Annotated in this window: 20 protein-coding genes; 4 read left to right on the top strand and 16 right to left on the bottom strand. The window is 66.3% G+C overall.

The genetic code is table 11. From position 1 onward, the window contains the following. The 3 genes from EDF57_RS03940 to EDF57_RS03950 are packed head-to-tail and all read right to left on the bottom strand — an operon-like array spanning position 1 to position 2,827. Positions 1-633, bottom strand: a complete 633-nt coding sequence (locus tag EDF57_RS03940; RefSeq protein WP_134093139.1) for a gluconate 2-dehydrogenase subunit 3 family protein — start codon at positions 631-633, stop codon at positions 1-3. Beyond that, on the bottom strand, positions 630-1,688 hold the full coding sequence (locus tag EDF57_RS03945; protein ID WP_134093140.1) for a sugar phosphate isomerase/epimerase: 1,059 nt from the start codon (positions 1,686-1,688) through the stop codon (positions 630-632). The genes EDF57_RS03940 and EDF57_RS03945 overlap by 4 nt, the downstream gene beginning before the upstream one ends. 17 nt (positions 1,689-1,705) lie before the next feature. Beyond that, entirely contained in the window at positions 1,706-2,827 is a 1,122-nt protein-coding gene (locus EDF57_RS03950) for a Gfo/Idh/MocA family oxidoreductase (RefSeq protein WP_243840858.1), read from the bottom strand. A 155-nt stretch (positions 2,828-2,982) separates the two neighbouring features. Between EDF57_RS03950 and EDF57_RS03955 the strand changes: the two genes are divergently transcribed. Then, a complete protein-coding gene (locus EDF57_RS03955) occupies positions 2,983-4,194 on the top strand; it encodes an MFS transporter (protein WP_243840859.1) in 1,212 nt (403 codons plus the stop codon). 79 nt (positions 4,195-4,273) lie between these two features. On the opposite strand, the gene EDF57_RS03960 is transcribed toward EDF57_RS03955, so the two are convergent. The 3 genes from EDF57_RS03960 to EDF57_RS03970 form a co-directional block, all read right to left on the bottom strand. Further along, positions 4,274-6,655, bottom strand: coding sequence for a glycoside hydrolase family 3 C-terminal domain-containing protein (locus EDF57_RS03960; RefSeq protein WP_134093141.1), 2,382 nt, complete (start codon positions 6,653-6,655; stop codon positions 4,274-4,276). Then, the gene (locus tag EDF57_RS03965) at positions 6,652-7,254 is read right to left on the bottom strand and encodes an NADPH-dependent FMN reductase (protein ID WP_134093142.1); all 603 of its coding nucleotides are present in this window, start codon (positions 7,252-7,254) and stop codon (positions 6,652-6,654) included. The genes EDF57_RS03960 and EDF57_RS03965 overlap by 4 nt, the downstream gene beginning before the upstream one ends. A gap of 63 nt (positions 7,255-7,317) precedes the next feature. Then, the gene (locus EDF57_RS03970) at positions 7,318-8,430 is read right to left on the bottom strand and encodes an LLM class flavin-dependent oxidoreductase (protein ID WP_132263389.1); all 1,113 of its coding nucleotides are present in this window, start codon (positions 8,428-8,430) and stop codon (positions 7,318-7,320) included. 110 nt (positions 8,431-8,540) lie between these two features. On the opposite strand from EDF57_RS03970, the gene EDF57_RS03975 reads away from it, so the two are divergent. Continuing rightward, positions 8,541-9,218, top strand: coding sequence for a TetR/AcrR family transcriptional regulator (locus EDF57_RS03975; protein WP_132263391.1), 678 nt, complete (start codon positions 8,541-8,543; stop codon positions 9,216-9,218). A gap of 149 nt (positions 9,219-9,367) precedes the next feature. On the opposite strand, the gene EDF57_RS03980 is transcribed toward EDF57_RS03975, so the two are convergent. Then, positions 9,368-11,581 carry a TonB-dependent receptor gene (locus EDF57_RS03980; RefSeq protein WP_134093143.1) on the bottom strand — a complete coding sequence of 738 codons (2,214 nt, stop codon included), beginning with the start codon at positions 11,579-11,581 and terminating at the stop codon, positions 9,368-9,370. A gap of 257 nt (positions 11,582-11,838) precedes the next feature. Then, positions 11,839-12,345: an S-adenosyl-L-homocysteine hydrolase gene (locus EDF57_RS03985; RefSeq protein ID WP_134093144.1), complete on the bottom strand. Its 507-nt coding sequence runs from the start codon at positions 12,343-12,345 to the stop codon at positions 11,839-11,841. Between the two features lie 183 nt (positions 12,346-12,528). On the opposite strand from EDF57_RS03985, the gene EDF57_RS03990 reads away from it, so the two are divergent. Continuing rightward, a complete protein-coding gene (locus EDF57_RS03990; RefSeq protein ID WP_132263396.1) occupies positions 12,529-13,008 on the top strand; it encodes a peroxiredoxin in 480 nt (159 codons plus the stop codon). A 206-nt stretch (positions 13,009-13,214) separates the two neighbouring features. Further along, complete coding sequence (locus EDF57_RS03995; protein ID WP_134093145.1) at positions 13,215-13,895, top strand: SDR family NAD(P)-dependent oxidoreductase; 681 nt, start codon at positions 13,215-13,217, stop codon at positions 13,893-13,895. Positions 13,896-13,947: 52 nt separating this feature from the next. Here EDF57_RS03995 and mtnP read toward each other — a convergent pair whose 3' ends face one another. The 8 genes from mtnP to EDF57_RS04035 all read right to left on the bottom strand — a co-directional run bounded on the left by mtnP (position 13,948) and on the right by EDF57_RS04035 (position 24,910). Further along, complete coding sequence (gene mtnP / locus EDF57_RS04000) at positions 13,948-14,838, bottom strand: S-methyl-5'-thioadenosine phosphorylase (protein ID WP_134093146.1); 891 nt, start codon at positions 14,836-14,838, stop codon at positions 13,948-13,950. Further along, positions 14,828-15,469: a TetR family transcriptional regulator gene (locus EDF57_RS04005; protein WP_132263401.1), complete on the bottom strand. Its 642-nt coding sequence runs from the start codon at positions 15,467-15,469 to the stop codon at positions 14,828-14,830. The genes mtnP and EDF57_RS04005 overlap by 11 nt, the downstream gene beginning before the upstream one ends. A gap of 32 nt (positions 15,470-15,501) precedes the next feature. Next, positions 15,502-16,287, bottom strand: coding sequence for an SDR family oxidoreductase (locus EDF57_RS04010; protein WP_134093147.1), 786 nt, complete (start codon positions 16,285-16,287; stop codon positions 15,502-15,504). Positions 16,288-16,535: 248 nt separating this feature from the next. After that, a complete protein-coding gene (locus tag EDF57_RS04015) occupies positions 16,536-16,874 on the bottom strand; it encodes a hypothetical protein (protein WP_208324776.1) in 339 nt (112 codons plus the stop codon). Positions 16,875-16,962: 88 nt separating this feature from the next. Beyond that, the gene (locus EDF57_RS04020) at positions 16,963-18,444 is read right to left on the bottom strand and encodes a putative 2OG-Fe(II) oxygenase (protein ID WP_166675163.1); all 1,482 of its coding nucleotides are present in this window, start codon (positions 18,442-18,444) and stop codon (positions 16,963-16,965) included. Then, positions 18,444-19,661, bottom strand: coding sequence for an aspartyl/asparaginyl beta-hydroxylase domain-containing protein (locus EDF57_RS04025; RefSeq protein ID WP_134093150.1), 1,218 nt, complete (start codon positions 19,659-19,661; stop codon positions 18,444-18,446). Before EDF57_RS04025 ends, EDF57_RS04020 begins: the two co-directional genes overlap by 1 nt. Before the next feature lie 17 nt (positions 19,662-19,678). Beyond that, complete coding sequence (locus EDF57_RS04030; protein WP_134093151.1) at positions 19,679-21,766, bottom strand: tetratricopeptide repeat-containing sulfotransferase family protein; 2,088 nt, start codon at positions 21,764-21,766, stop codon at positions 19,679-19,681. Between the two features lie 99 nt (positions 21,767-21,865). Continuing rightward, positions 21,866-24,910, bottom strand: coding sequence for a TonB-dependent receptor (locus EDF57_RS04035; protein WP_243840860.1), 3,045 nt, complete (start codon positions 24,908-24,910; stop codon positions 21,866-21,868). Positions 24,911-25,120 lie beyond the last annotated feature (210 nt).

Here is a 25,120-nt window from a genome sequence, read left to right on the forward strand (position 1 = left end):
TCAGCCGAAATCCACTGCGGTCCAGTCGCTGGAAAATGCGCGCATCCCGGGCTGGAGGGGGATGTCCCACTCCCATTTTCCGGGCACGAGTTCGTAGCGAAGCTCCTGCGATCCGCCCGCTTCGCTGGTGTAATAGCCGGTGAGGATCAGGCCCTTCAGCGCGGTCCACGGCGAAGGCGGGGCGCCTTGCGCGAAAGCCTCGGCATCGAGCGCGGCCAACAGGCGCGTGCGCTCGGCAAGATCGTACCGCAGGAAGTCGCCGCCCGCCGCGCGGTCGAGCCTATGCTCCAGCCAGGGCAGATGGCGCAGCGAACCGTTGCGGCGGCGGAACGGGGCCACGGCGGCCGTTATCGTTTCCGACGCCATCGGCGCGCCGGTTCCCGAAAGCCCGTGAGCGAGGGCCAGAACCACGAAGTCGCCAACGCCCACGTCGCGTGCGCCCGGCGTATCGGTGCGCGGAATCACCAGGTCCGAGACATCCGCGATCAGTCGGCGCTGGCGGTCGCTGGGCAGGTCCGCCGCGTCGAGATCGGTCAGCTTCACGCCCGCCGCCGGGATCCCCAGAGCCAGCGCCAGCAGTGCCGCGCCCGCCGTGAATTCGCGGCGGTTCCAGCCGTTCTTCGCGCCGCTCATTCGCCGATTCCCATCAGGCGGGCATTGAGCATGCGGTCACTGCCGCTGCCGGCGAAGTCGTCGAAGGCCCGATCGGTGACGCGGATGATGTGCCGCTCGATGAACGGTGCGCCTTCCGCCGCGCCCTGCTCGGGATGCTTGAGCGCGCATTCCCATTCGAGCACGGCCCAACCGGCGAAATCGTACTGCGCCAGCTTCGAGAAGACCTGCCCGAAATCCACCTGCCCATCGCCCAGCGAACGGAAGCGGCCGGGGCGGTCCGCCCAGTTCTGATAGCCGCCATATACCCCGACCCGGCCATTCGGGCGGAACTCGGCATCCTTCACATGGAAGCACTTCACCCGGCTGTGGTAGATGTCGAGGAAGGCGAGGTAGTCCAGCTGCTGCAGCACGAAGTGCGAGGGATCGTAGAGGATGTTCGCGCGCGGGTGGTTGCCCACGCGGTCGAGGAACATCTCGAACGTCGCGCCGTCGTGCAGGTCCTCGCCGGGGTGCAGTTCGAAACCGATGTCGACGCCGTTCTCGTCGAACACATCAAGGATCGGCTTCCAGCGCCGGGCCAGTTCGTCGAAGGCATCCTCGACCAGCCCCGCCGGGCGCTGCGGCCAAGCATAGAAGTAGGGCCACGCCAGCGCGCCGGAAAAACTGGCCTGCGTGGTGAGGCCGAGGCGGCGGCTCGCCTTGGCCGCCAGCTTCATCTGCTCGACCGCCCAGGCCTGCCGCGCTTTCGGATTGCCGCGCACATGCGGCGCAGCAAAACCGTCGAACTGCACGTCATAGGCGGGATGGACCGCCACGAGCTGGCCCTGAAGATGTGTCGAAAGTTCGGTGATGCAAAGGCCCTTGTCGGCCAGCATGCCGGTCACTTCATCGCAATAGGTCTGGCTCTCGGCGGCCTTTTCCAGATCGAACAGCCGCGCGTCTCCGCTGGGGACCTGCAGGCCCTTGTAGCCCAGACCCGCAGCCCAGTCGGCCATGCTCTCCAACGTGTTGAACGGGGCTTCGTCGCCTGCGAACTGGGCGAGGAAGATGGCGGGGCCCTTGATGGTTCTCATGGTCTTTCTCGTTCCGATCAGGCGGGAAACTGGACCCAGCCGAGGTCATCGCGGCTGGCACGCACGGCCAGGTCGATCAGGCGCATTCCGCGCAGGCCCTCGGCCATGCCCGGAACCAGTGCGCCGGGCTCGCCGCGCAGCATTCTGGCGAAATCGCGGTAGAGGTTGGCGAAGGCTTCGAGGTAACCCTCGGGATGTCCGCCCGGCGTCCGGCTGGCCGCTACGGCATCGAGACCAAGGCTGGGATCGCCTGCCTGCACCAGTTCGGTGCGGCCATCGAGGTGATGGAGGCGCAGTTCGTTCGGGCTTTCCTGTCGCCAGCAGAGCCCGCCCTTCTCACCGTAGATGCGCAAGCTCAGGCCATTGCGCTCCCCCACCGCAATCTGGCTGGCGAGCAAGGCCCCGCGCGCGCCGTTCTCGAAGCGCAGCAGGATCTGGCAATCGTCGTCGAGCACGCGGCCCGGCACCACCGCGCCAAGGTCCGAGAAGATGCGAGTGACGCGCAGGCCGGTGACGAACTCGGCAAGCTGGAAGGCATGGACGCCGATATCGGCAATGCAGCCGCCGGCGCCCGCGCGCGCAGGATCGACGCGCCATTCGGCCTGCTTGCCCTCTGCCTCGGCGGCAAGCCAGCCTTGCGGATATTCGACCACGACCTTGCGGATCGCGCCCAGCGCTCCGGCCGCGACGCGGGCGCGGGCCTCGCGCACCAGCGGATAGCCGGAATAAGTGTAGGTCAGCGCGAAGGGCAATCCCGCAGCCGCCACCAGCGCCGCCATCTCCTCGGCTTCGGCCAGGGTGGCCGTGGCAGGCTTGTCGCAGATCACCGGGATACCGGCCGCGAGCGCGGCTTTCACGGCAGGCAGGTGATGGAAGTTGGGCGTCGTCACCGCAACGAAATCGATCCCGTCCTCCCGCGCCGTCTCTTCGCGCAGCATCGCCGCGAGATCGGGATAAGCCCGCGCGGGATCGATGCGATAGCTCTCGCCCGCCTGCCGCGAACGCGCGGCATCGCTGCTGAAGGCACCCGCCACCAGTTCGATCTCGCGGTCCAGTTCGGCAGCGATTCGGTGCACCGGGCCGATGAAGGACCCCGGCCCTCCGCCCACCATGCCCATTCGCAGGCGCGCTTTCGTCATGCTTCCTCTCGTATGATTTGTAATGATGGTTCTAATTTTATCGAAGCCCATCGGTCAAGGCCTTCGATGGCATTGACCGCGATCAAAATCACCGATAACAAAAAAGAGAATAGCAATTCTAATATAGCGCCGGTCAGCGGCGCGGGCGGAGAGGCATGAACCCGGTTTCCCGATTCTTCAGCAAGCTCACCATGAAGCCGCAGGGCATGACAATCGTCATCGCGGCTTTCCTTCCGATCTTCGCGATCGTATCGATGTTCCCGATCGTGGCGTCGATGATCGCGCACTTCCACACGGACCCGAACGCCGCCGCCAAGGTGCCGCTGATGGTCACCGCGCCGGGTCTGACCATCGCCATCCTCGCCCCGTTCGCAGGCTGGTTCGTGGACAAGTTCGGCCGCCGCCGGCTGCTGCTGATCTGCACGTTCTTCTACGGACTGTTCGGCACCCTGCCCTTCTTCCTGGACGACCTGAACCAGATCTTCGCCAGCCGCCTGGCGCTGGGCATTTGCGAGGCGGGCATCCTCACCATCGTCAACACCCTGATCGGCGACTACTGGGACAATGAAAGCCGCCGCAACTGGCTGTTCCTGCAAGGCGTGGTGGGGCCGTTCCTGGCTTCCGGCGTGATCCTGATGTCGGGCCTGGTCGCTTCGATGAAGTGGAACGGAGGCTTCCTCGTCTACCTCGTCGCCTTCCCGATCTACTTCGCGATGCTGGCCTTCCTCTACGAGCCCAAGGGCCGCGCCGCGCATGACGACGCACCTGCGGAAGCCACCGGCGACAAAGCCCGCTTCCCGCTGGGTGCCGCGCTTGGCGTCGCCGCGCTGACGCTGTTCTCCGCCGCGCAGTACTACGTCTTCATCGTCAATGGCAGCATCGCCTTCGGTGAAGTGGGGGTGACCGATCCGGGCGCCGTCGCCAAGATGAGCTTCCTGCCCAGCCTGTTCGTGATCCTGGGCGCGCTGCTGTTCCGCATCCTGTCGGGCCGTTCGAACGGCGTGCAGCTCGGCGCCTTCCTCGCCATTCTCGGCACCGGCCTCGCGGTGATCGGCCTGGCCCGCAATCCGGCCGAGATGATCGCCGGCCTGGCCATCCAGCAGACCGGCGCGGGCATGGCGGTGCCTTCGCTGATCGCCTGGGCCCAGACCAAGTTCCCCTTCGAGCATCGCGGCCGGGGCATGGGCATCTGGACCGGCTCGTTCTTCTTCGGCCAGTTCATCTCGCCCGTGCTGGTGCATCAGGCCAGCGGCGCGACCGGCTCCATGCAGGGCGCTTTCGTCACTGCCGGCGTGGTCTCGCTGGTGGTCGCCATCGGCGCGCTGGCGATGGGCATGACACGCGGACGGACGCCGCTGATGGCCTGATCTGTCAGGCAGAGCAAAAGCAGAAAGGCCCGCCGGGAGCGATCCCGGCAGGCCTTTCCTTTTCCGTAAATGCTGCGCTTCAGGCCAGCGCAGCAATCTCCATTTCGACGGCCAGTCCGGTATCTTCGCAGTGCCGTGCAAGCCGCAGCGTCAGCCGGTCGGCAACCGGCTCCCAGCCTTCTGTCCCCCAGCGCTGGAGCGCGCGGGGTTCCAGCGGCACGGCGATGCGGCGGCTCTCCCCGGCGGCGAGCAGGACGCGGGCAAAGCCCACCAGCGCGCATTCGGGAACGTCACGATAGACCTGCACGACATCGCTGCCCGCGCGGTCCGACACATTGGCCACCGTAACGTGCAGCATGTTGCCCTCCACCGCAGCATCGGCCCATGCGAAGCGCGCATAGCCCATGCCCGAACCAAAGGGGTGACGCCCGGCTTTGCCGCTGGCGGCAAGGCCGCGATAGCCCAGCAAGGTGCCTTCCGCGTAAGTCAGCGAACCGTCCTCCGCAGGCTGGAGCGCGAAAGCCGGATAGTCCGCCTCGCTTGCCGCGAACGTCACCGGCAGACGGCCGCCAGGCTCGCGCGCGCCGGAGAGCACATCCGCCAGCGCGCGGGCAAAGCCCTCGCCCGGATACCAGACGGCAAGCAGCGCCGCCGCCTTCTCCTCCCACGCGCTGTCGAAGGCATGGCCGACATTGACGATCACCGCCGTGCGCGGATTGGCCGCCGTCACCGCCTCGATCAGGCGAAGCTGCTCGGCGGGAAGCAGCGTATCCGGCCGGTCCTTGCTTTCCACGCTGGAATCGGAGGTTTCCCCCACGATCAGGAACACGGCATCCGCTGCCTGTGCAGCATCGACGGCGGCCTGGAGCATTTCCTCGGCGCTGCCGGGGCTGCGCAGGCCATACCAGAGGCCTTGCACGCGCCCGCCAGTCCACGAGAACTCGACCGTGATCGCCACGTCCTGCCCTTCGGCAAGATCCAGGCTGACGGCATCGGAATCGCCGCGCTTCAGCACGCCCATCACATCGCCCGCAGGAACCTCGCCGCCGGCGCGCAGCACTTCCCTGCCATCGACGAGGATGCGTGCCGCGCCGGTCGAACCGAGGTGCAGCTTGTGCTCGCCGCTGCGCTCCGCGGTGTAGCGGCCGCTGGCGCGCACCGAGCCGGGCTCCATGAAGCGCGCCTGCTCATGCACGCCCACGAACCAGACAAGCGAATTGGTATCGCGCGTCTCGCGGGTCAGCACTTCGCCCGCGCATTCCGGCGCGGCGAAGTATTCCAGCGTCATGCCGCGCGTGCAGCCGTCGCCGATGTCGATCGCGGGCGTCACGCTCATGTTCGGCAGGCGCGGCTGCGGATCTACGCCCGGCGCGAACAGGATCTCGCAGGACTCGCCGTAAGTCTCGCGCAGCGCGTCCACCGGGGTCGGCGCATCGGGCGAGATCGAGATCTTCGCGAATGTCCCGCCCTGGAAGCACGGCGCCCAGGCATTGGGGCCGATGACCGCCAGCGTCTTCACCGATCCCGGCGCGAGCGGGAGCATGTCCCTCTCGTTGCGCAGCAGGGTGAAGCCGGCCGCTGCCGCCTCCACCAGCAGCGCCTCGGCCTCGGCTGTAGGGATCGGCGGCGCCTTGTTCGCAGTGACCCGGCGCGCGACCGAGGCCACGCGCGATGCCGCATCCTCGATGCGCGCCGGATCGACCGCCCCTGCGGATATCGCCGCCTCCAGCTTGCCCCCCATGAACCGCGCCGGCCCCGGCATTTCCAGATCGAGGCCGGCATTGATCGTGCCCTCGCTGGAATGGGTGCCGAACCAGTCGCTCATGATGAGCCCATCGAAGCCCCAGTCCTGCTTGACCACGCCGGTCAGGACATGGCCCTGCTCCGAGCACCAGGCGCCATTGACCTTGTTGTACGCGGCCAGCAGGCCCACGCAGCCCGCCTCCACCGCGTATTGGAACGGCAGCAGGTAGACTTCGCGCAAGGTGCGCTCGTCCAGGCGCACATCCACTTCGTCCCGCGCGGTTTCGCTGTCGTTGCAGACCAGGTGCTTGGCGACCGAGCCAGTGCCGGTCGACTGCAGGCCCCTGACCCATTCCGCGCCGAGCACGCCGGTCAGCACCGGATCCTCAGAGAAATACTCGAAGGCCCGGCCAGCCAGCGGACTGCGCGCGAGGTTCAGATTGGGCGCCAGCACCGCATCCACGCCGCGCGCCACGGCCTCGCTGCCCACCAGGGCGCCGATACGACGGGTGAGGTCGCGGTCCCAGGTGGCGCCCAGCAGGGTCGAACAAGGGCTGAGCAAGGCGATGTCGCGCTCATCCACTTTGCCGCTGGCGATGCCGAGCGGGCCATCGGACATGGTGAAAGACGGGATCCCCGCTTCCGGCACGGCCAGTGTCGACCACATCGACCCGCCGGCCGTGAGCGCGCAGGATTGCGCCAAAGTCACATCGCTCATGCGGCAACCTCCACCTGGCTCGGCGCCATGCGAAAGCCCATGATCTGCTCGGCCTGGGCACGCACGGCGCGGGCAATGCCATCGTCGACCAGCGTTCCGTCCGGCGCGAAAGGCTTCTGCTCCACCGAGTTGACTGCAACGCCCACCGGCGTCGGCCAGCCGCGCATCGCATGGACCACGTCGCGCAAGGCGGAAAGCGTGGTGCCGCAGGCTTGCCAGCCCGCCGCCGTGACCACCAGGCCCACCGGCCGCCCGTCGAAATAGACGCGCCTATCGCCGCGCAAGTCTTCCAGCAGGTCGACGGCATTCTTGACGAGGCCCGAATAGCCGCCGTGATAGCCGGGGCTGCCGATGACGATACCGTCGGCGCCGCGCACGGCCTCCACCAGCGCCTGTTCCGCGGGCGTGCGGTCGGGTTTCTCGGGGTTGAAATGCGGCAGGCCCGCAAGCGCGGGCCCGTCGAACATCACTGTCTCGGCGCCCAGTGCCGCGCATTCGGCCAGCACGGCGCGCACGATCCGCTCGCTGGAGGAAGCCTGGCGGAACGTTCCGCCGAGGCCCACGATCCGCCGGGGAGCGGCGGGCGAAATCACGGTCATCGCATTCTCCTAAACCGGCGCGGCCTTCTTGCGGGCCGCGCCGTCATGTCGGTATCGAAAGCCTCAGGCCGGCACCGCGGCCTTGAACGCCGGCATCACCTTCTCCGCCATCAGGCGCAGCGTCTGGTCGCCATAGGCGAGGCGCTGCTCGGTCAGCGGGCCGGTGGTCGTGCCGCAGAGCACGTTGCCGATGCCGAGTTCGGCATAAGGCGCCAGATGCGCCTGCACCGTCTCGGGCGAACCGTAGAGGCACCAGGTGCCGATCCAGTCGTCGCTGAGGGCGTCGGGCGTCCTGTCGGTCTTCTTGTTGGCATCGTCGCTCTCGGCGCGGGCGTTGAATTCCGCCTCGCGCTCGATCGCTTCCTGGTAGCTGCGCAGGATCACTTCCAGTTCCTCGCGCGCCTGGTCGTCGCTCTCGGCCACATGGACCACCTGATAAGTGTGAGTCGTCCAGTCGAGCGCGGACTTCACCACGGCATCGTCATGCCCGGCATCGAGCAGGAAGCCCTTGTAGATGTCGAACCACTTCTTGACGTGGACGAAGGGCTCGGTGCCGCCGATCCTGGGCGGGGTGAAGGCAGGGATGAATGCCGGCCAGCCGTTCTCCGCCGCACGGCGCGCGCTGGCTTCCTTCATCGCCACCGGCATCAGGCGTGCATGGCCCGGCGTATAAGGCGCAGGCGTGATGCGCTGGAGCACGCGGCCCTTGTACGGCCCGTTGTCGATCACGACGGCGGGGTCTTCCATGCCCTTGGCCCAGAGCTGTTCCGCCAGCGCCAGGTTGTTCTCCGCGATCGAACCGGCATCCCGGTAGTCCACCGCGAAGCCGATCATCTCTTCCGGCGTGGTGCCCGAACCGACGCCCACCAGCAGCTTGCCGTCGGTCAGCTGGTCCAGGATGTTGATCCGCTCGGCAAGGCGCACCGGGTGGTGCAGCGGCACGGAGACGACCGAAAAGCCGAAATGCATCTTCGGCATCTGCGCGGCGAGATAGGCGGCGAAGATGAAGCTGTCGCTGGCCACCGGCATGTAGCCGTTGAAGTGATGGTCCGGCAGGAAGATGGCATCGTAATCGAGGTCGGCCGCCAGTTTCGCGTGCCCCTCAAGGTCCTTCATCAGCCTGCGATCCTGTTCGGGACCGAGCGATCGGGCGTTCAGAAATACGGAAAAACGCATCTTCCCCTCCCTTGGGGTCATTGCCGCCGCCGCGATGGCGTGCGTGCCGGTGTGAAATAAATGTGGATTAGAATTGACGTTCTGATTTCGATAGGCTGTTTGTTGCTGCCATGTCAACACGCGCAAAGCCCCGCTCGGCTGAAAAAAAGCTCGCCGTCGATTCCGTCAGCCGCAAGCCCCAGCAGGGGCGCAGCAAGGCGTCGCTCGAACGCATGGTCGCGGCGGCCGAAAAACTCATGCTCGAACGCGGAAGCGAAGAGTTCACTCTTCAGGAAGTGAGCCAGGAAGGCAGCGTCTCGATCGGGTCCATTTACTTGCGGTTCGAAAGCAAGGAGAACCTCGTCCGCGCCGTGATCGGCAATCATCTCAAGCGCATGGAAGTGCGCGAGGACGAGATGATGGCCCGCGTGCATGAGCAGTCCGACTCGCTGGTCACCGTCGTTCCGGCGTTCGTCGAGAACTACGCCGAGCTGCTGCGCGAGGAAGCGCCGCTGCTGCGCCAGAGCATGGCCCGCGCCGCTTTCGATCCACTGGTCGCCGGTCCCGGCCGCCAGAGCGCCAACCGTGCCGCCGCCCTGGGGATCGGTGCCATGCTGAACTACAGCGACCAGTTCGGCGGCAGCGATCACGAGCGCAAGGCCAATGCCGCCTACCAGATCATCTTCGCCACGCTCGCCCGCCAGCTGAGCCTCGGTTCCACCGGAGAATCGGTCCATCCGCAGGATTGGAAGGAACTGAAGATCGAGCTGGGCCGGATGTGCCTGGCCTATCTCAAGACCGACTTCTGAACAGAGGCCCGGGGTTCGCGACCGGCTGATCCCGGCCGCACAAAATAAGGGGCGCGGCAGCGATGCCACGCCCCTCCCCATTTTGCGTGGGGCAGTTTGCCGCGGGCCCGCGGAGGAGAAATGCAGGCCCGCGAAGACGGTATCCGGCGTCAGAAGTTGACGCTCGCCCGCACGCCGTAAGTACGCGGGGGCTGGAACTGGTAGTTGTTGGTGTGCGAGACGAAGTTCTGCTGCGCATAGGCCAGCACGTTCTTGTCGAAGATGTTGCGCACGAAGGCGATCACCTTCCAGCCGCCTACGTCCGGCTCGTAGCCGAGCGAGGCATTGGCGACCACGAAATCGTCGGTCGAGATGTCGTCGACGTTGAACGCCGAGAAGTAGTACTTCGACGAGAACTTCGCGTCGGCATGGGCAGTGACCTTGCCGGCACCCACGACGAAGTCCTGGTCGATCGAACCGGTGACGGTGAACGACGGGGCATTGGGCAGGCGATTGCCGCTGATGTCCTGCGGATTGCCATCGCCGTCGTCGACGATGATGCCGTCCCCGAACTTGGTGTGCAGGTAGGCCGCATTGATGCCGATCCGGGTGGTTTCGCCCAGGAGCGCCTTCACTTCGCCTTCGACGCCGAAGATCTTCGCCGAGCCGACGTTGAAGATGCCGCTGCCCTGGAGCACGTCCGAGGTCTGCGAGGCCTGGTAGCCACGGTAGTTCGAGTAGAACACGTCGCCATTGAGCTGCAGCTTGTTGCCCATCAGCGGGTTCTTGGTGCCGATCTCGAACGCATCGAGCTGCTCGGGATCGTAAGGCACCGAAGCGGAACTGCCGTTCGAATTGAAGCCGCCGGACTTGTAGCCGCGGTCGTACTTCGCATAGATCAGCGTGTCAGGCATGGGACGATAGTTCAGGCCGACATGCCAGGTCGGCTGCCCGTCGCTCAGCCTGCCGTCGCCCGCCACCGGGAAGCTCAAGGCCGGCGCGAAGGGGCTGGACAGGGCCTGCAGGTCCAGGAACGCCTGCCCGCTGCGCACTTTCTTGTCCCAGGTGTAGCGGCCGCCAAGGCTGAGTTCGAGCTGGTCGGTCAGGTCGTAGTCGACCTGGGCGAACACGGCCTGAGAGCGCGTCTTGATCTTGTAGTCGAACTTGATGCCGTACTGGTCCGGCTGGCCGAGCGCCGCCAGGGGACCGCCGTCCGCGAACAGGCCGGTCATGTCGAGGTTGAACAGGCCGGAATCGACCGTGTTGTTCTCGCTGAACCGGAAATAGCCGGCCTGGAAGAACAGCTTCGATGCGCTGTCGTTGCTCACCCGGAATTCGTGGTTCCAGGTCTTCGGGCGCTCGTTCTGGCGGAACTGGCGGTTGGCAGGATATTCCGGGCCGGTGGCGTCGAGAACATTGTGCCAGTTCTGGCTGTCGTAGCCGCCGGCATAGATGAAGTTGAGATTGCTGTCGGTCGAGTAGGCCAGCTCCCAGCGAACGCGGTCCCCCTCCAGCGTGGTCTTCTGCGCAGCATCGCCCGGGAAGGCGCCCAGGTCCTTGAAGCTGGGCTTCGGCCCGCCCAGCGTGCCGCGCAGGATGGCATCGCCGTTCACGGTGCGGGAATCGTGCTGGTAGGACACCCATGCCGAAAGACCGCCCGACTTGTACATCGCCTGGATACGGCCCGAGGCAAAGTCCTCGTCGTCCCCGGAGGTGGTCGGTCCGTCGATCTTGCGATAGCCCTTGTGGGTCAGGTACGTGCCCGAGGCGCGGATCGCGAACGTATCGCTCACTGCCAGGTTCGCGCCCATCTCACCGGTGAACGCGCCGAAGTTGCCCACTTCGACCGCGCTGTAGCCGCCGTTCACGAACTGCGGGCGATTGGTGATGATGCTCACCAGGCCACCGGTCGAGTTACGGCCGTTGAGCGTGCCCTGCGGGCCCTTCAGCACTTCGATGCGCGCCAGATCGTACATCGACGAGTTCAGCGAGAAGGAGCGGTTGGTGTAGAAACCGTCACGCGAAACGGGAACGGACGGGTCGCCGATTTCCGTCACGTCGGTCGAGGCAATGCCGCGCACCGCGACATAAGCTGCGCCTGCGGACGGAGAGATGTTCACGCTGGCGTCGATCGACGCAAGGTCGCGCACCGAAGCGATGCCGGCATCGCGCAGTGCATCACCCGAATAGACGTTGAGCGCGGTCGGCGTGTCCTGCGCGCTCGAAGCCGTGCGGTTGGCAGTGACGATGATGTCGCCAAGGCCGGTGGGCTGTTCCTGCGCCGCGGTTTCGCCGGCAGGCTGCGGCGCGGATTCCGTCTGGGCCATGGCGGTCATCGGAACGGCCAGCGCGGACGTGGAAAGAAGCACGAATGCCAGTCTCATCAAACTCTCCCTAGTCGGCGCCGCTTTGCGATCGGGCGCCTTTATAAAACCGGAATGCTTATTCTAATTAGATCACGAATCGGCACCCGTCAAGGCAGCAGAGCGCCTTCGTGAAGCACACGCGAAAGGCGGCGCGTTTCCTGGGCTCAAGAGCCGGAAACGCGCCGCCTTCGGTGCGATGCGATGGTTTTTCGGGGGGTGGTTCGGACGGCGGAATAGGCCCCGAACCTGGCCGTCAGCCGCCTTTGCGGATGTCCCTAGCGGATGGCCAGCGCCGGTATGGTCTGCACCGGACGATAGCCCAGCAGCTGCCCAGCAGTCTCGACCAGAGGCTCACGCCCGATGGCGATGGCGAGGCCCTGCGTCACTTGCCGCAGCTGTCCGCAATCCAGCCAGGGATGTCCGGCGCCGTACTGGTTCGCCATCCCGAGTTTCATCCGCTCCAGCGCGCGCTGGCCGTTCTTCGCGCCATAGGCATGGAGATAGGCGCTGCGCATGTGCCGCGCCGCCGTGTCGAGATCGCCGCGATGCTGCCGGCTGAACGTGCGGTAATCGGTATCGAAGCCCTCGCCCCGGCTCTCGCACCGCATGGCCGTGACTTTCAGCATCGCGTCCAGACGCTGCACGCGTTCCGATCCGTCATCGCCGATCGCCGCCGGTTTCGGTGCGGCTGCTGCCGGGAGCGCTGCCAGCGCAGCCACCGCGCCGGCGATCGCCAGGAAGGATCGGCTTTTGCTTACGCGCGTTTCAGGCTTGTTGCTCATCTTCGTGCTCCTCCTCCAATGGCGGGTTTTCGTCCCGTCCCAAGGCAAGAGTTTACACGAGTTGGTTAACATCGCCTAAAGCCGGTGACGAGGCGTGCAATCTCCGGCCGCGACATTGTCGGAGCGCGCCGGCACTCTATATCTGCACCGTCGCAATCGACTTGCATCAGAAGGATTTACACGATGACCATCGCCGTTGGAGACAAGCTGCCTGACGTGAAGCTGATCAAGGCCGGCGAAAGCGGCCCCGAACCCGTGCAGAGCGCGGCGTTCTTCGCCGGCCGCAAGGTCGCGCTGTTCTCGGTTCCCGGCGCCTTCACCCCGACCTGCTCGGCCAAGCATCTGCCTGGCTTCGTGGACAAGGCCGCCGAACTGAAGGCCAAGGGCGTCGACGAGATCGCCTGCACCGCCGTCAACGACGCCTTCGTGATGGGCGCCTGGGGCAAGGCCTCGGGCTCTGCCGATGTCACCATGCTGTCCGACGGCAATGGCGACTTCGTGAAGGCCATGGACCTGGTGATGGACGGCACCGGCTTCGGCATGGGCCACCGCGGCCAGCGCTTCTCGATGGTCGTGAACGACGGCGTGGTGGAGCAGATCAACGTCGAGGCGCCCGGCGCCTTCGAAGTCAGCTCCGCCGACCACATGCTTGGCCAGCTCTGACCTGCATGTGAAAAGGCGCTGAAAGGCGCCCCGGGCGAACTGGCCGAAATGGCCTTTCGTCTGGACCAGGGGCGGCCTTCCTGCGGGACGGCCGCCTTTCCTTTGCCCTTGCGGCATCGACGGGGCGTTGGCTTTCCGTCCAGGCCGATGGCGCCTTGCCGCGACCCGGGCGGATGGCTAGCCTCGCGCCAAAGCGAGGAGTTTTCATGGCACGTTCGGTTATCGTCACCGGTGGTTTCGGCATTCTCGGCGCGGCAGTGGCCGCTGCATTCGCCCGCACCGGCGACAAGGTCGCCCGTATCGACTTCGCGCCCGAGGCCCGTGACCCGCTGGTCGGCGCGCTCGACATCGGCGGCGTGGACCTGACCGACGCCGCCGCCACCCAGTCCGCGCTCGACCGGGTTGCCGCTGCGCATGGCGGGATCGACGTGCTGGTCAACGTCGCGGGCGGCTTCACCTGGGAAACACTTGAAGGCGGATCGCTGGCGAGCTGGGCGCGCATGCAGGCCATGAACCTCACGACGGCGGCCACGATCACCCAGCTTGCCCTGCCTCAACTCAAGGCATCGGCGGCCGGCCGGGTCATCAGCATCGGCGCCGGAGCGGCGGTAAAGGCCGGCATGGGCATGGGCGCCTACGCCGCTTCCAAGTCAGGCGTCCACCGCCTGACCGAGGCGCTTGCCGAAGAACTCGCCGGCACCCGCGTCACCGTCAACGCCATCCTGCCCAGCATCATCGACACGCCGACCAACCGGGCGGACATGCCGGATGCGGACTTCGCCACCTGGGTCCAGCCCGAAGCGATAGCGGACGTGATTGCCTTCCTCGCCTCCGACGCCGGCCGCGCCGTTACCGGAGCGCTGATCCCGGTCACGCGCGGAGGCTAAGGCCCAGGCGGGCATGACGGGCCTCAGCCCGGCCCGCGCCTGTCCCGGAAGATCAGTCCCGTTCGCCGAACAGGCGGCAGGCCACGGCATCGAGCCGCGCCACCAGTGCCGGGTCGCGCGCATCGGGCGCGGTTATCAAGGCATGATCGAGCGCCCGGTCGATGGGGCTGGGTGCGCGTTCGGCCGGAAGGCTGGCCGCCAGGCTGCGCAGCATGTCGTGCGCGACTTTTGCATTGGCATGCATGACTTCCAGGACATGGCTGACTTCGACGCCGGCCTCTTCCTCGCGCCAGGAATCGTAGTCAGTGACCATGCCCAGCATGGCGTAGGGAAGCTCCGCCTCCCGCGCGAGCTTCGCTTCGGGCATGCCGGTCATGCCGATCACGTCGGCGCCCCAGTTCCGATACATCCGGCTTTCCGCGCGGGTCGAGAACTGCGGCCCTTCCATCGCGAGGTAGCAGCCGACGCGATGGACCCTGGCCCCGGCCGCTTCGGCCGCAGCCCCTGCCATTGCGGAAAGGCGCGGGCAGACGGGATCGGCCAGGCTGACATGCGCGACCAGCCCCGTGCCGAAGAAGCTGCCCGTACGCCCCGTGGTCCGGTCGATGAACTGGTCGACCATGACCATGTGCCCCGGCGCCATCTCCTCGCGCAGCGAGCCGATCGCGGAAAGCGCCAGCACGTCGGTAGCACCGCAGCGCTTGAGCACGTCGATATTGGCCCGGTAATTCACGGCGGATGGCGGAATGGCGTGACCCGCGCCGTGGCGTGCGATGAACGTGAAGCGCACACCGCCAAGCCAGCCGGTGGTCACCGGGCCGGAAGGCGCGCCGAAGGGGCTGGAAACCGTGATCTCCTGCGCCTCGTCCAGTTCGATGCCGGCGGCGAGACCCGATCCGCCCAGAATGCCGATGTGCCAGAAGCTGCTTTTTTCAGCGCGCAAGGATACCTGCCATGATGATGTCGATCGTGTGTTCGCGGTAGCGGTCGCGCAGTTCCTCGGTCAACGTGTCCTGGTCGAAGCAATGCTTCAGCACCAGCCGCGCCGAGAAGAATCGGTCCACCGCCCCGGTCACCGTGAAGTAGAAAAGTTGCGGATCGATTTCACGGAACACCCCTGCCCGCACACCGTCGCCAATGAGCTGTTCATAGGCGCGGTAGATCGGCGAGAGATAGCAGTCGGCAATGCGGCGCGCCTCGGTATCGTCGCTTTCGCGCACCATGCGCATGGTCAGGCGGTTCAGGTAGGGAACCTCGTAGAAGGTATCGACGACCTTCCAGAGATGGCGCCGCAACTTGGCCTCGGGCGACCAGCCGTCCTTGGCCACCAGCGCGTCGACGCTGGTGACGATCGATTGCCAGTCGCGGTCGAGCAGCGCCTTGAGCAGCCCGGCCTTGTTGCCGAAGTAGTATTTCACCAGCGCGGAATTGAGGCCCGAGCGTAGCGACAGTTCGGACAGCGAGATGTCGATCACGTCGCCGTCGCGCATGATGGCGCTCGCCGTCTCGAGCAACTGGGCGCGGGCGCCGGGCGGCGGCGCGCCGGTCTCGCTCGTGGAATTGCCTTGCGCCATGTCCCGGTTTCCGCCCCTGTTCCCCGAAACGCTTACTTCGGGCCCATGCGGATCGCGCCGTCGAGCCGGACGGATTCGCCATTCATGTAGTCATGCTCCAGCATGAAGAGAGCGAGCTTGGCATATTCGTCCGGCTTGCCCAGGCGCTTGGGGAACGGGACCATGGCGGCCAGCGAATCCTGTACCTGCTGCGGCATGCCGGCCATCATCGGCGTCTCGAAAATGCCGGGGAGGATCGTGTTCACGCGGATTCCCTCACTCATGAGGTCGCGCGCGATCGGCAGGGTCATCGCCAGCACGCCGCCTTTCGACGCCGCATAGGCCGCCTGCCCGATCTGCCCGTCCTGTGCCGCGATCGAGGCCGTGTTGACGATGGCGCCCCGCGCCCCGGCGTCATCGACGGGATCGAGCGTGACCATTCCCGCCGCCGCCTTGCTGATGCAGCGGAAAGTGCCGATGAGATTGATGCCGATGGCCTTCTCGAACAGGGCCATGTCGTGCGCGCGCGGCGCGCCGGTCTCGCGGTTCCGGCCGACGGTCCTGGAAGCGGGCGCGATGCCGGCGCAGTTGACCAGCACCCGTTCCTGCCCATGAGCGGCGCGGGCCTTGGCGAAGCCGGCATCGACGCTGGCATCGTCAGTCACGTCGACCTGGCAGAACACGCCGCCGATCTCTGCCGCAATGGCCTCTCCGGCATCGACGTTAAGGTCGAACACGGCGACCTTCACACCCTGCTCCGCCAGCGCGCGCGCGGTGGCTGCGCCCAGGCCCGATGCCGCGCCGGTAACGACGGCGGCAAGGCTACTGTCCAGTTTCATGCTGCTTCCCCTTCCTGCCCGCGCAGGCCAGCCCCACCGAACGGCGAGGGCAGGCATGCCCGATGACCTGGACCTGATGAGTCAGGCCCGACGATTTAATCAACCGGTTAAGCAGCTCAAACCGGCAGGTCAATCGGGCAGAGTGAAATCGCGCCCCGGCGTCATGGCCCGGCGTCGTCGCCTGGCGTCGTCGGCCGGCGGGGGGCCCGGCGCGGGGGCCCGCTCCGTGAGCAGGATGGCGCGCTGAATCAGCCCACCGGGTCCATGCCGCGCTGGATCTGCGAACGCTCGATGTTCGAACGATCGCCGCGGCGCTGTTCTTCCCACTGGCTCTTGCTCATGCAAATCTTCTTTGCGCGCAGACGCGAGCCGATTTCCTCCACCCGCTGGCAGATCATCGGGTCCTTCTTCTCGATGTCGTTCTTGGCGACGGACGTGGCCGGAACCGCGGCCGGCGCGACCGGTGCGACCGGTGCGACCGGTGCGGTCTGCGCCGTAGTTTGGCCCGTTACCTGCGGCGCCGGGTCGCTTGCCAGCGCTGGGGGGGCTGCCAGGACGCAGGCAGCGACGGCAACTCGTGTGATCATGTGCATCGTGTAACTCCGTGGCGCCGACCTTTGGGTTCGCGCGCCGAAAGACTGGATGAAACGAAGGTAAATCGGGACGTATCGCACTTCAAGTGCGCGCGACGTCGAAGGCGAGCGTCATGCGCTCGCCCGCGGCGAAAGGCCGGGTCCCATGCCACATCCACGACGGGAACAGCACGAGCCGCGCCGGCTTCGGCTCCACCGAAACGCGCGGGGCAAGATCGCCCAGTCCTGCGGGCGCACCGCCCAGATCGAGCCATCCCTCACCGGAAGGAAGGTCTTGCGGAACAGCGAGATAGAGCGCCGAGCTGATCCAGCCTTGCGGGTGATGATGCGGCGCATGAAAGCCCGCGCAGGCCAGCCGTACCGACCAGCTACCGGCAAACCGCGGACGCCGGCCTCGCTTCCGCGCAAGCGTGGGGTGGGCGGCATCGACCGGCAGAAGGCTGTCTTCGAATTTCGCGATTTCGCCGCGCAGGACTTCGCGGATGCGCGTGATTTCCGGTTCGCATCGCGCCAGCAAGACCCCGTCCGTCTGAGTCCCGCCGCGAACGGACTGATCGAGGAACCGACCGGATCGCGCATGGAGACCGCGCAGCATCGGCACGAGCGCGTCCAGCCCGATCTCGGCAGGATCGAGGTCGATCACGCGGACAAGCCCCTCCGCCTCCAACCAGGCAGACCGCGGATCGCCCGCCAGGCGCCAGGCCAGGGCCGCGTAAGGCCAGATCGCTTCCGCGCCCTCCCCGGCGAGAAGAGGCTCCATTTCCGAGACGGCCTTTGCGGCCTCCCCCCGGCGCAGCAGATGGCGCAGGCGCCAGACCGCATGGCCCTGATCGGTCGCGGCACCCAGTGCCGCGAATGCGGCGGCCGCTTCCTCGCCCCGTCCCAGTTCGTCTAGCGCAGCCGCCCGCGACAGGAGGAACGTGCGAACCGGTCCGTGAACAGCGATCGCGCGGTCCGCTGCGGCCAGGACTTCGGCATGGCGCTCGCCGGAAAGCAGCAGTTCGATAGCGAGCGCCCGCAAGCCATCGCTCTGGGGGAAGCGCTGCAAGGCCGCCTCGATGCTCGCCAGCAGCCGGCCCTCCTGCCCCACCATGACGGACAACTGGCCGAACTGGCGATGTCCTTCCATCCAGCCGGGGTTGGCCGCAAGCATCGCCTCCAGCTCGGCCAGGCCGCGCGGCCCTTCCCCTTCGGCAAGCCGCGCCGAGGCGAGCCCCAGCCGGATCTCGCCTTTCGCGGGGGCCAACAGCGTCGCCTGCTCGAACAGCCGCGCCGAAGGGCGCCCCGCCTCCAGCGAGACATGCGCCAGCGCATGGACCACACCGCCATTGTCCGGCGCCAGCCGCTGCGCCGCCTCCAGCGCGGCAATGGCACCGTCGCGGCGGTCGAGCGCGCGGCGCAGCATCGCGGTCCAATGGAGGATAGTGACATCGGCGGGATGGCGGGACGGATTGCGGGTCAGCCAGGCCGCCAGCCGCGCTTCGGCCTGTTCCTCGTCGCCGTGGGCGAGCGCCTGTTCCGCCAGTTCGGCCAGCGCCTGCCTCTCGCCTCCGGGCACGGACACTAGCGCCCGTCCACGTCGCGGCCGGCCGCGGCAATCGTCGCCGCCACCGCCCCGCGCTCGGTTTCGGCAAGGCCGTAATGCCAGACGTCGAAAATCAGCACGATCCTGAGGACATCGGTGGGATTCATCGCCTCGTGCTCGATCGTATCGTCGAACGCGAAAGCTTCGCCTTCCCGCCATTCCCGCGTCTCGGCACCGACGCGGAACCAGCAACCCGGCGGGACGACGAGCGGCAGGTGGCAGACCAGCCGCGTATTGTCGACGCCGACATGAGGCGGGATCGCGGTGTGCGGCGCCAGCAGCGAAAACATGGCATTCGGGGAGGCGCCGGCAACTTGCGGCTGTGGCAGGCGCGAGAGGATCTCCATCGTGCGCGGCGCCTGCGCGGCGTTGTGCGTCACTTCCCTGCCGTGTCGCAGCAGATGGATCGCGCTCCAGTCCCGGCTGCGGTTCAGCGGCCGCCACTGCGCCAGGTTCTCGCGGTCCTCGTATTGGATATAGGGTTCCAGCTCGGCGCGCTCGGACTGCATAAGCGCCAGCATCTCCGCACGGATCGCCTCGAAACCGGCCTCCACTTCGGCCAGCCACGGTGTCGCATGGCGGGGATGGAACTCCCGCTCGACCAGGCCGGGATAATGGAAATGCGTGGGTTCGCTGTGATAGACCCGCGTCTTGCGCAGGATATTGTCGCGGAACCGCGCCATCCGCCAGTCCAGATCGGCATCGGCTTCGATAGTCTCGGCCTCTTGGCCCGCCGTCCGCGCGACTTGCTCCAGGTGCTGGCCGCGCTCTTCCAGCCAGTTGGCATGAAACGCCCTCCCCGCCGCTACGGCAGCTTCGAGCGGCGACGGCATGGGGCCCTCCGGCAGCTGCGCCAGGGCTTCGCCCCAGGCCGCGCCCGCCTGGGCATCGCCGATCCGTTCCAGCAGCCCGGCCCGCATGACAAGCGCCATGAAATCGAGCGGCGCCAGTTCCAGCGCGCGGTGGACGGCCTCCAGCGCCTTGTGCGGCTGCCGCAAGGCCCGGCGCAGACCCGCCAGCTTGAGCCATTGCGCCATGAGCGCCGGCACATCGAGCGACGGCAGTTCGAAATCGGGCGAACCCGATTCCGATCCGGCGCTCTCCAGCAATATCTGCAGGGCCTGCGCCGCGGCCGGGAGATTGCCCGCCGCCGTCAGCCGGTCCACTTGCGCGAAAGTCGTAGTCCCTGAGTTCATTGCCCCCCCGAGCGTGTTCAGACCGGATCGATGTCGAGGTCCGGCGGGCCGCCCCAGGCCGGCACCCGGTCGTCCTCAAGCGAATAACCGAAGCGTTCCACCCAGGGCCGCAGGATATCCAGCACCGGTTCGAGATGCTTCTCGTACCGCCGCCAACGCCCGGCCGCGCGGGTATAGATCGCCTCGGTGACCTGGGCGTAGCTGGCCGTGCGCACCACGCCGCGCGCACGCGCGGCTTCGCGGTGGTCGAACGCCTCGCCGGCCCACGGCAGGTCCAGCCAGTCGAACAGCGGTGCCAGCTCGCGCGCCTGGTCTGCAACCAGCCTTTCGTAAACGACCGTGCGAACCGGCAGGTCGAACACCTCCCGCGCCTGCTCCCAATAAGAGAAGGTGAGATCGTAGAACCGCGCCGCTGTCTCCAGATCCAGGAAATTGCTCATGGCATTGTTGGGGCGGAAGTTGGTGATGAAGCAGCTGAGGATGACGTCGCAGGGGTGCCGCAGCGCCAGCACGAAGCGGGCATCGGGGAACAGGCGGCGGATCACCGGGACTTTGCCCAGGTGCAGCGGGTGCTTGTCGATGATCAGCGTGTCTGGCGCCAACCTATCCGGCCCCAGCGGCGCATGCTGGGATACGCGCTCGAAGTAACGGGCCCGCGCGGCAACGATGGCCGCGGCATCCAGCCCTGCCAAAGCGTTCACGCCGCCAAGCTGCGTCTCGATTTCTCCGAAGAAAGGTTCCTCTTCCAGCACCAGGGTGTTCGGCGCCGTCATCAGCATCGTATCGAGCAACGTCGTGCCTGAACGAGGAAAGCCCAGCAGAATGACCGGAGAGGCACGATCGGCAGGCGGGGTCTCGCTCCAGCCGCCCAGCCACTGCGGCGTCACGAGCGCCCGATCCCGCGCGAGATCGCCGCGGAATCGCTCGGCGCGAACGGCAGGCTGCGACGGCTCGTCGAGATGACTGGCGTTCATGGCGGCGAATTCGCCGAAAGCCTCGTCATAGCGTTCCATGCGGTCGAGCATGATGCCGCGAAGCTGATGGCGGCGATTGGCCACGACGACCTCGCCCGACTGCTCCAGCGCCTCGAATGCCGGCCCGAAGTCCTCGGCCCGCTTGAAACGCAGGGCATCGATATAGGCCAGCGATTGCGCATCGGTTCCGCTGGCAAGGGCGCGCTCACGCAAGGGTTCCAGCTCCGCCTCGCGGTTGCTGCGTTCATAGACGGCAGCAAGCCCGACGAAGGACGGGCCCAGTGCCGGCTCGATGACAAGAGCGGCCTCGAACTGGCCTTCGGCGATGGCATAGTCGTTACGCCGGGCGGCTTCCTGACCGTAATCGGATTGCAACGCGGCATTGCCGGGCTCGCGCCGCGCTGCCTCGGCGATGGCTTCGTACTGGCGATCCTCGATACCGTTATCGTGGTAAAAACGCGCCAGAGTCAGCATCGGCACATGATCGTCCGGGAAATCGCGCGCCGCATCGCGCAGCACGGTCTCCCCTTCCTCCACACGTTCCGCGAGGAGCAAGGCCGTCCCCAGATTGACGCGGATCGGCGGGGAATCGGGAGCCAGCGCCATCGCGCGCTGCAGCACCTCGATGGCTTCCGCCGCCTCTCCCTGCTCGCTGAGGGTGTTGCCGAGATTGTTCAGCAGCGACCAATCGTCCGGCTGCCTCGCCAGGACATGGCGATAAAGCCGTGCGGCCTTGGCAAAATCTCCGGCCTCCTGCGCCAGATGCGCACCGAGCCGGGCAAGGCGCAGGCTCGGTTCAGCGAAAGCGCAGGCTTCATCGCAGAGCGCCAGGGCCTCGTCCTTGCGATCGGTCCGCAAATAGGATTCGGCCAGATTGGTGCGCACGACCAGGTCCTGCGGTCGCAGGGAATGGGCGCGCTCCAGATATGTCGCAGCACGCGCAAAATCGCCGCGGTGGAACTCAACCGCACCGCCGAGAGCGGCCAGCGCGGGATCTTCGGGCTCGGCTGCCACGGCCGCGACGACGGCCTGCGCCGCTTCGTCGAGCCGCCCCATGCGCGCCAATCCGGCAATCCGGCGAAGCTCATCCGAGGGATTGGGCTTTTCCGATGGCTTGGCGGTCGTGGTCATGCAGGGGTCCGAATTGCTTGGCGGACGCGTCCGCCGGAAACAGAAGCGGCGGCCCTCCGGGGAAGACCGCCGCCAAAGACTAACCGTTCGTGGGAACGATTAGAAGTTCATGCTGATGCCCGTGAACACGTAGCGACCCAGAACGTCGTACGTACCCGGATAGGCGTTGCCGTTGCAGACGACGCTGGCGCAAGCGTTCGAGGTGACCAGCGGCGGATCCTTGTCCAGCAGGTTGGTCGCACCCAGACGCCAGGTCAGGTTCTTGCCGAGGTCGGCGGTCAGCGTCAGGTCGAAGTAGTCCATCGCCTTCAGCTTGTCGTCGAGCGAGTTCAGGTTGCGAGCGGCGCGCGATGCCGAAGTCGCCAAGGTCGACGATTCATTGGCAAACTCGACAGTAGCCGACGAGAGGTGACGCCACTGCAACGAAAGTCCTACGCCGTTCGACATGGTGTAGCTGACGCGGGCCTTATGGCGCCACTTGGGCAGCGGAGTGCCGCAAGTCGGACCGTAGTAGCCTGCACAGTTGTACGACTCGGTCAGACCGTTATCGACGATGTAATTGTTCAGCCAGGTGCCCACGAAGCTAAGCGACACGCGGCCGGCATTGCCGATCTCGGTCGAGTAGTTGCCGTTGAACTCGAAGCCGCGCGTCTTCACGCCACCCACATTGTGGTAGATGTCGACCACGTAGCCGCCCGAAGTCAGCCACAGCGAGCCCGAGGGATCGCGGTTGACCAGGTCGCAAGCGTCATTGTTGCCCGTGCCGCAGGCCGCGAGGATCGCGTCCGCGCCGTACTGCTGGATGGCCTGCTTCACCTTGATGTCGAACCAGTCGACGCTGGCGGTCAGACCCGGAACCCAACGCGGCTGAAGAACGACACCAAGGGTCTTGGTGGTCGACTTTTCCGGATTGAGGTCGGGGTTGCCACCGATCAGGCCGTTGTACTGGCCGGCCGGGTTAAGCGAGGTACCACCGCTGACGCCCTGTGCGGCGCAGACGGGCGTAAGCTCGTCCTGGCCGGCGCAAGGATCGGTCGTGCCGTCAAGCGCGACGATCTGCGGCGCGAACAGTTCCTGGATGTTCGGCACGCGGACGGCGCGGTTGTAGCCGGCGCGCAGACGGATGTCCGAGACCGGGGCAAGATCGACACCCAGCTTGTAGGTGTTGGTGTTGAAGGTACGGCCGTTCGAGATGCTGTAATGCGAGTAGCGATAGCCGCCATTGAACGACAGGCTCTGGATGAAGCTGTCCTGGACGATCGGAATATCGATTTCGCCGAAGAACTCGGTGACCTTGTAGGCGCCGTCGGTGTCGAGCGTCGGAGCGCCCTGGCCGGTGAGATCGCCGGTGGTGAAGGCGTTGTCGGTCCGCAGTTCCAGCGAGTCGCGGCGGTATTCCACACCAAGCGCCACATTGACGCCGTCCGACGACCACGGCGACTTGATGCCGTATTCGCCGAGCATGCCGGTGAAGCTAGCGCTTGCCACCTGCTGCGAGGTCTGGCCCTTCATGAAGCCGGTCGCCGTCAGATAGTCGAGCGAAGCCTGCGAGATGTTGCCGCTGAACACGTCATAGGGCGAGCAGTTCGGGTCCTGGCCGGTGACCGTGACGCGGCAAGCCGGGCCATTCGCCGTCTGGACAACGTCGAGCGCGTTGGCAAGACGGGCAGCCGAGAACTCGTTCGAGTAGACCTGCGTGTAGTTGGTGCGGCCATACTGGTAGTAGGCGTCGTAGGACCAGGCCTTGCCCAACTCGCCGCGCGAACCGATGACGGTACGGAACGAGGTGTGCTGGAGATCGCTCTGGCGAGCGCCGCCTTCGACGTTACGACGCAGAAGCTGCATGAACGCCTTGTTGTAGGTCGCACCCGTCGTGGGATCGGTGAAGTTGACCGGAGCGGCGTTGGGGTTGGTGTTGTAGTTCGCACCCGCAGCCAGCGGGAAGTTGCCGAGGAAGCCGTTGATCAGGTTGCTCGGCTGGCAGATTTCGGCGCGCTGTGCGGCCGACATCAGCGGGTTGTCGCAGTTGATGGTCAGCGTGTTGCCGAAATCGCCCGACGGCGCGATCTGCGCGACGGTGCGGTCATCCATGAACATGAATTCCATGTAGGGATGGATCGCGGTGTTGATTTCGTAGTCGGCGAAGACGCCGGCCGTGTAACGTTCGTCCGGACGCTGATAATAGTTCAGCGGCGCGAAGTTGTAGATGTTCTGGCCGCCCTGCGTGATCGTGCCGGCGCCAAGAGCACCGATCGTCGACGAGCTGGTGTTGGCCGGATCGTAGTACAGGACGTTGCCCGGTGCAGCCGTTGCCGAACCGCCGCAAGCGAAGGTTCCGGCAGCGTTCGTGCCGATCGAGCACGACGAGTAGTCACGCTTGCGCTGAAGAACCGGGGTGGCACGGCGATAGCCGACATAGGCAGTGGCGTGGCCACGGCCGTCGTCGAAGCTGGTGCCGAAGGCCGCGGTCAGGTCGTACTGGCCACCGTCGGCATTGCTGCCGCGCGGGTAGGCATAAGCCGGATCGCCCGCCTTGGCATCGAGCAGGTCGCCGATGAAGCCGTTCTTGTTCTTGTGCGTGTAGAGACCGTAGTTGGCGTCGATCTTGAAGCCTTCGAACTCGGTATCCATCACGAAGTTGACGACGCCGGCCACGGCGTCCGCGCCGTAGGTCGCCGAAGCACCGCCGGTCAGCACGTCGACGCGCTTCACCAGCGCAGCCGGGATGAAGTTAAGGTCAGCCGCCGAAGTGGTGCTGTTCGGGTCACCGGTCATCAGACGGCGACCGTTGATCAGCACGAGCGTACGCGACGGGCCGAGGCCGCGAAGGTCGACCGTGGCGGTGCCGGTGGCGCCGTTGGCGAGGCCCGAGCTCTGGCCGGCAACAACCTGCGGCAGCGAGTTCAGCAGGTCTTCCGTGCGGGTCGTGCCCTGCAGCTGGATGTCCTGCGACGTCACGGTGGTGATCGGCGCGATCGAAGCCTGGTTCGGTGCGACGATGCGGCTGCCGGTAACGACGATCGCCGGACCGCTGGCGGTGTCGTCGGCCGCGTCCTGCGCCTGGGCGCCGCTGCTGAGCAGGGCGAAGCCGAGCACCAGAGGTGCTGCGCCAGCCTTCAGCGCGGTGAGAGTTTGCTTGTTCACGTGTGTGTGTCCCTTTTTTCTAAGGCACGGTGTGACGCCGCCCCTTGAATTTTCCGACACGCGACCCCCCTGTAAGGATATTTCGCGCGGCGGAAGATAGGCTTTCATTACGCAAAGCAGGACTTGCTCAAAGGGCTTTGACGGTTGCCCCGCAACATTCGCGGATCCTTGTGACAAATCCGCAACAAAGGCGAATTAGACGAGCGGGTT

The organism is Novosphingobium sp. PhB55 (assembly GCF_004368805.1).
Lineage (GTDB): Bacteria > Pseudomonadota > Alphaproteobacteria > Sphingomonadales > Sphingomonadaceae > Novosphingobium.